This is a genomic window from Polynucleobacter sp. 39-46-10, from assembly GCF_002282275.1.
In genome coordinates, this window is record NZ_NCJB01000188.1 from 1 (window position 1) to 4549 (window position 4549).

Annotated in this window: 7 protein-coding genes; 3 read left to right on the top strand and 4 right to left on the bottom strand. The window is 45.1% G+C overall.

Annotated elements, in window-relative coordinates:
* The 4 genes from arsH to B7X71_RS12180 form a co-directional block, all read right to left on the bottom strand.
* A partial coding sequence (gene arsH / locus B7X71_RS12165; protein WP_293600858.1) for an arsenical resistance protein ArsH occupies positions 1 to 544 on the bottom strand: 544 nt, incomplete at its 3' end.
* Positions 545 to 595: 51 nt separating this feature from the next.
* The gene (gene arsB, locus B7X71_RS12170) at positions 596 to 1648 is read right to left on the bottom strand and encodes an ACR3 family arsenite efflux transporter (protein WP_293597784.1); all 1053 of its coding nucleotides are present in this window, start codon (positions 1646 to 1648) and stop codon (positions 596 to 598) included.
* Positions 1645 to 2124 carry an arsenate reductase ArsC gene (locus B7X71_RS12175; protein ID WP_293597785.1) on the bottom strand — a complete coding sequence of 160 codons (480 nt, stop codon included), beginning with the start codon at positions 2122 to 2124 and terminating at the stop codon, positions 1645 to 1647. The genes arsB and B7X71_RS12175 overlap by 4 nt, the downstream gene beginning before the upstream one ends.
* Complete coding sequence (locus B7X71_RS12180) at positions 2121 to 2450, bottom strand: metalloregulator ArsR/SmtB family transcription factor (RefSeq protein ID WP_293597786.1); 330 nt, start codon at positions 2448 to 2450, stop codon at positions 2121 to 2123. The genes B7X71_RS12175 and B7X71_RS12180 overlap by 4 nt, the downstream gene beginning before the upstream one ends.
* 91 nt (positions 2451 to 2541) lie before the next feature.
* On the opposite strand from B7X71_RS12180, the gene B7X71_RS12185 reads away from it, so the two are divergent.
* The 3 genes from B7X71_RS12185 to B7X71_RS12195 all read left to right on the top strand — a co-directional run.
* Complete coding sequence (locus B7X71_RS12185) at positions 2542 to 3582, top strand: permease (RefSeq protein ID WP_293597787.1); 1041 nt, start codon at positions 2542 to 2544, stop codon at positions 3580 to 3582.
* A gap of 8 nt (positions 3583 to 3590) precedes the next feature.
* Positions 3591 to 3824: a thioredoxin family protein gene (locus tag B7X71_RS12190; RefSeq protein ID WP_293597793.1), complete on the top strand. Its 234-nt coding sequence runs from the start codon at positions 3591 to 3593 to the stop codon at positions 3822 to 3824.
* A partial coding sequence (locus B7X71_RS12195; RefSeq protein ID WP_293600857.1) for a cation diffusion facilitator family transporter occupies positions 3817 to 4549 on the top strand: 733 nt, incomplete at its 3' end. The genes B7X71_RS12190 and B7X71_RS12195, both read left to right, overlap by 8 nt.

Here is a 4549-nt window from a genome sequence, read left to right on the forward strand (position 1 = left end):
TGACATCTACCACGCGATCGTAGAAAGAGGATGGCTTCATACGCCCACCTTCCTCAAATTCAACGAAGGCTTTGGCAACTGAAGATTGATTGGGAATGGTGATCATCCTCATCCATCGTCCCAAGATGCGCATTTGGTTAACCGCATTAAAGGATTGTGATCCCCCGCATACCTGCATCACAGCCAATGTTTTACCTTGGGTTGGTCTAACAGCACCTTCAGATAACGGAATCCAATCAATCTGTGTTTTTAATAACCCGGTCATGGCGCCGTGACGCTCTGGAGAAGTCCAAACCATCCCCTCTGCCCATAAAGCCAATTGACGCAACTCTTGCACCTTTGAGTGGGTATCCGGCACGCTATCTACTAAAGGCAATCCAGTAGGGTCAAAGATTTTGACCTCACCACCCATTGCAGTTAATAATCTAGCCGCCTCAAAAGTAAGGAGCCTGCTATAGGATCTCTCGCGTAATGAGCCGTAGAGCATTAAGAATCGAGGTGCATGATCGCTAGCATTTGCACTCAATTTTTCAAATGCAGGAATCTGGAAAAGATCATCTACTAAAGCTGGAAATTGCCGTGGGGACTCAAACACTTAAGCTGCATCCTTTTTGAAAAAACTTTCTTTAAACCACAAAGCTACAGTCACAAGGCCAATCATGATGGGCACCTCTACCAGAGGACCTATGACTGCTGCAAAGGCAGCTCCAGAATTAATTCCGAACACTGCAATCGCTACCGCAATAGCCAACTCAAAGTTATTGCTTGAAGCTGTAAACGAGAGCGTACAGCAACGTTTGTAATCAATTCCCATTTTCCCAGTCACAAAGAAAGTTAGCAGGAACATGATGAGAAAGAAAACCAGCAATGGAACAGCGATGGTCACAACATCCATTGGAAGCGTTAAGATCACGCCTCCTTTGAGGCTAAACATCACGATGATGGTGAAGAGCAATGCAATTAAGGTGATCTTGCCAATGCGAGGCACAAAGTGCTCATGATAATGTTCTTTAGTCATGAACTTGAGCATCACTACTCTGGTCAATATTCCGGCAATACAAGGAATGCCCAAGTAGATAAATACACTTTCAGCAATCTGCCCCATGCCTACGCCGACATTCGAGCCAGCAAGGCCAAAGTAAGGTGGCAGCACTGTGAGAAAGAAATATGCGTAGACACTGAAAAACAGCACCTGAAAGATCGCATTAAATGCCACCAAGCCAGCGGCGTACTCAGTAGAGCCCTTAGCCAGATCATTCCAAATAATGACCATCGCAACACAAGGTGCAATACCAATCAAAATCAGGCCAGCCATATATTCAGGTTGGTCAGGAACAAAAGTAATAGCCAAAAAAAACATTAAAGTAGGCGCAATAATCCAATTCATCAAAATAGAGATGCCGAAGATGCGCTTATCTTTAAATACGTCAGGTAGGTCTTCGTAACGAACCTTAGCAAACGGTGGATACATCATCAATATCAGTCCAATAGCAATTGGAAGATTGCTTGTACCGACCTGAAAAGAATTAATAAATCCCTCGATGCCTGGAATGAAATGGCCCAAGGCAATGCCGACTGCCATCGCTACAAAAATCCAGACTGTTAAATAACGATCCAAAAAGGAGAGTTTTTTAGTGATAGAGCTCATGCTTTGGTATGAATTTCTTTAAGACTCATGGAGTCGAGTTTCTCTAGTGGCATTGCGGCCAAAATATCTAAGCGTCTTTTAAGGCCATTCTTCACCTCATTAAAAGCCGCTCTTTTCTCTAAATCAGTACCCTGCACTTGCGATGGGTCAGGGAAGCCCCAATGCGCAGTAGCAGGTTTACCAGGCCAAAACGGGCAAACCTCCCCAGCAGCGTTATCACAAACGGTCACAATAAAATCCATCTTAGGCGCATCTTCTAGGCCAAACTCATCCCAACTCTTCGATCTCAAAAGAGCGCGGTCCATACCCAACTCCTCTGCAATATCAGCAGCAATTGGATTTACGCTTGTACCCGGTGTTGAGCCTGCCGAATAACCCACAAACTTACCGCTAGGATGGGTGGACGCTAATGCCTCACCCAGTACGGAACGAGCTGAGTTATGGGTGCATAAGAAAAGAATGTTGTATTGCTTCATGACGCCTTTACTTTCTTGGTAGATTTAGTGGTTTTGCATGATTTACCGCCACAACAGTTAGCCAATAAAAACTCGCTGAGTTCTTCAACCATGCCAGGGTTTGGTCTATAGATGAGATTGCGGCTTTGGCGCTCAACAGTAATGAGATTGGCCTGATACAGCTCTTTTAGGTGAAAGCTGAGGGTCGCGTTCGGAATACCCAACATCTCATGGATTTGAGAAGGCATTAAGCCTGTATCACCCTTTTGCACAATCAGGCGATACACGTTTAAACGTGACTCTTGTCCTAAGGCAATAAATGCCTGAATAGCTTCTGTATTTTTCATAATTCGATAATAATAGAATAATGTTGCAATTTTATGACATACATCAAATTGACGAGGCATTCCCTACTCCAAAATACCCAAAAGGAATCCCATGAATCTCACAACGCCCCTGTCAGCCTCAAAAGAATGGCCCAAGCTTTTTTTGGCGACCGCCATCATTATTTGGTATGGGCTGTATAAATCGCTCATACCCGCTTCTGAGTGGATAGTCTCATTGCTCCCAATTGAGCGTCAAAGCCCACTGGGCGATGCGTTGCAATTCTTTTTATATGACACGCCCAAGGTATTGCTACTGCTTACTGGTGTTGTCTTTGTCATGGGCATGATTAATTCCTATTTCACTCCTGAGCGCACTAGGGTTCTTCTTGCCGGTAAATCAGAGGGTGTCGGCAACATCATGGCAGCTAGCCTGGGGATTGTTACTCCATTTTGCTCTTGCTCTGCTGTGCCTCTCTTTATTGGTTTTGTACAAGCAGGAGTGCCACTAGGCATTACCTTCTCATTCCTCATTTCCGCACCCATGGTCAATGAAGTGGCCTTGACTTTGCTCTTTACCTTATTTGGCTGGAAGATTGCTAGCCTATATTTGGTGCTTGGTCTATCGGTAGCCATCATTGCTGGCTGGGTAATTGGCAAACTCAAGCTAGAAGCCTACCTAGAAGATTGGGTTATCAATATGCCTAAGACAGTAGCTACCGTAGATGCTGACAGCCTTACCTTAAGCGATCGCATTGACTCTGGGAAAGCAGCCATTAAAGAGATTGTGGTCAAAGTCTGGCCATACATCATCGTGGGTATTGGTGTTGGTGCCGGAATTCACGGCTATGTCCCGGAAGACTTCATGGCAAGCCTCATGGGCAAAGAAGCATGGTGGTCTGTGCCTGTTGCCATTCTTATTGGGGTGCCTATGTATACCAATGCTGCCGGGATTATCCCCATTGTGGAGGCGCTACTTGCTAAAGGCGCAGCCCTTGGTACGGTATTAGCCTTCATGATGAGCGTAATCGCTCTATCTTTGCCCGAAATGATTATTTTGCGCAAGGTTTTGAAGATTCGCCTCATCATCATCTTTGCCAGCATCGTAGCAACGGGCATTCTGATTGTTGGTTATATTTTTAACGCAGTTCTATAAAAGGAATCATCATGGATATTAAAGTGCTCGGTACGGGTTGCAGCAATTGCAAAGCCACAGTCAAGCTATTGGAAGAAATTGCCAAAGAAAAAGGTGTTGCTATCACCATGGAAAAGGTGGAAGACATCAAGGACATCATGACCTACAACATCATGTCTACCCCTGGTGTAGTTGTTGATGGCAAGGTAGTTCACGCAGGCGGCATTCCGAGTCGTGACAAAGTTGAGCAGTGGTTTGCATAAGCACGATTCACATCTAGATAAGCCAAGGTACAACACCATATTTGCTGTTGGCATTGGCTTAAATTTTGCCTATGTAGTTGTGGAAGCGTTTTATGGCTGGAAGATTAACTCGCTAGCCTTAATTGCAGATGCTAGTCACAATCTAAGCGATGTCGCTGGACTATTGCTCGCTTGGGCAGCAACATTTGTAGCAAGTCTTCGCCCGAATATGCGCCATACCTTTGGGTGGCAAAAAGCCTCCATCATGGCGGCGTTCATTAATGCAGTCTTACTCCTAGTAGCGATGGGCTCCTTAATTCTAGAGTCCATCCAAAGACTGCATTCCCCAGAGCCAATGCAAGGATTGGTGGTTATCACTGTAGCCGGAATAGGCATTGCGATTAACACCTTTACGGCCCTTCTCTTCCTCAAAAATCAAGAGAATGACTTGAACCTGAAGGCTGCATTCTTGCATATGATGGCAGATGCATTAATGTCCCTGGGGGTTGTCGTTGCTGGAGTTTTATATCTCTACTTTGAGTGGGATTGGCTCGACCCTGTACTAAGCCTGGCTATCTCTGCAATTATTATCGTGAGCGCACTTAATCTATTTAAGAAGACGCTACACATGATGTTTAATGGTGTGCCAGATTCAATTGAGCTTCCTAAGGTTTATGCTTACCTGAAGTCCATGGAAGGCGTGACAAAAGTCCATGACCTGCACATCTGGGCAATGAGCACCTCTG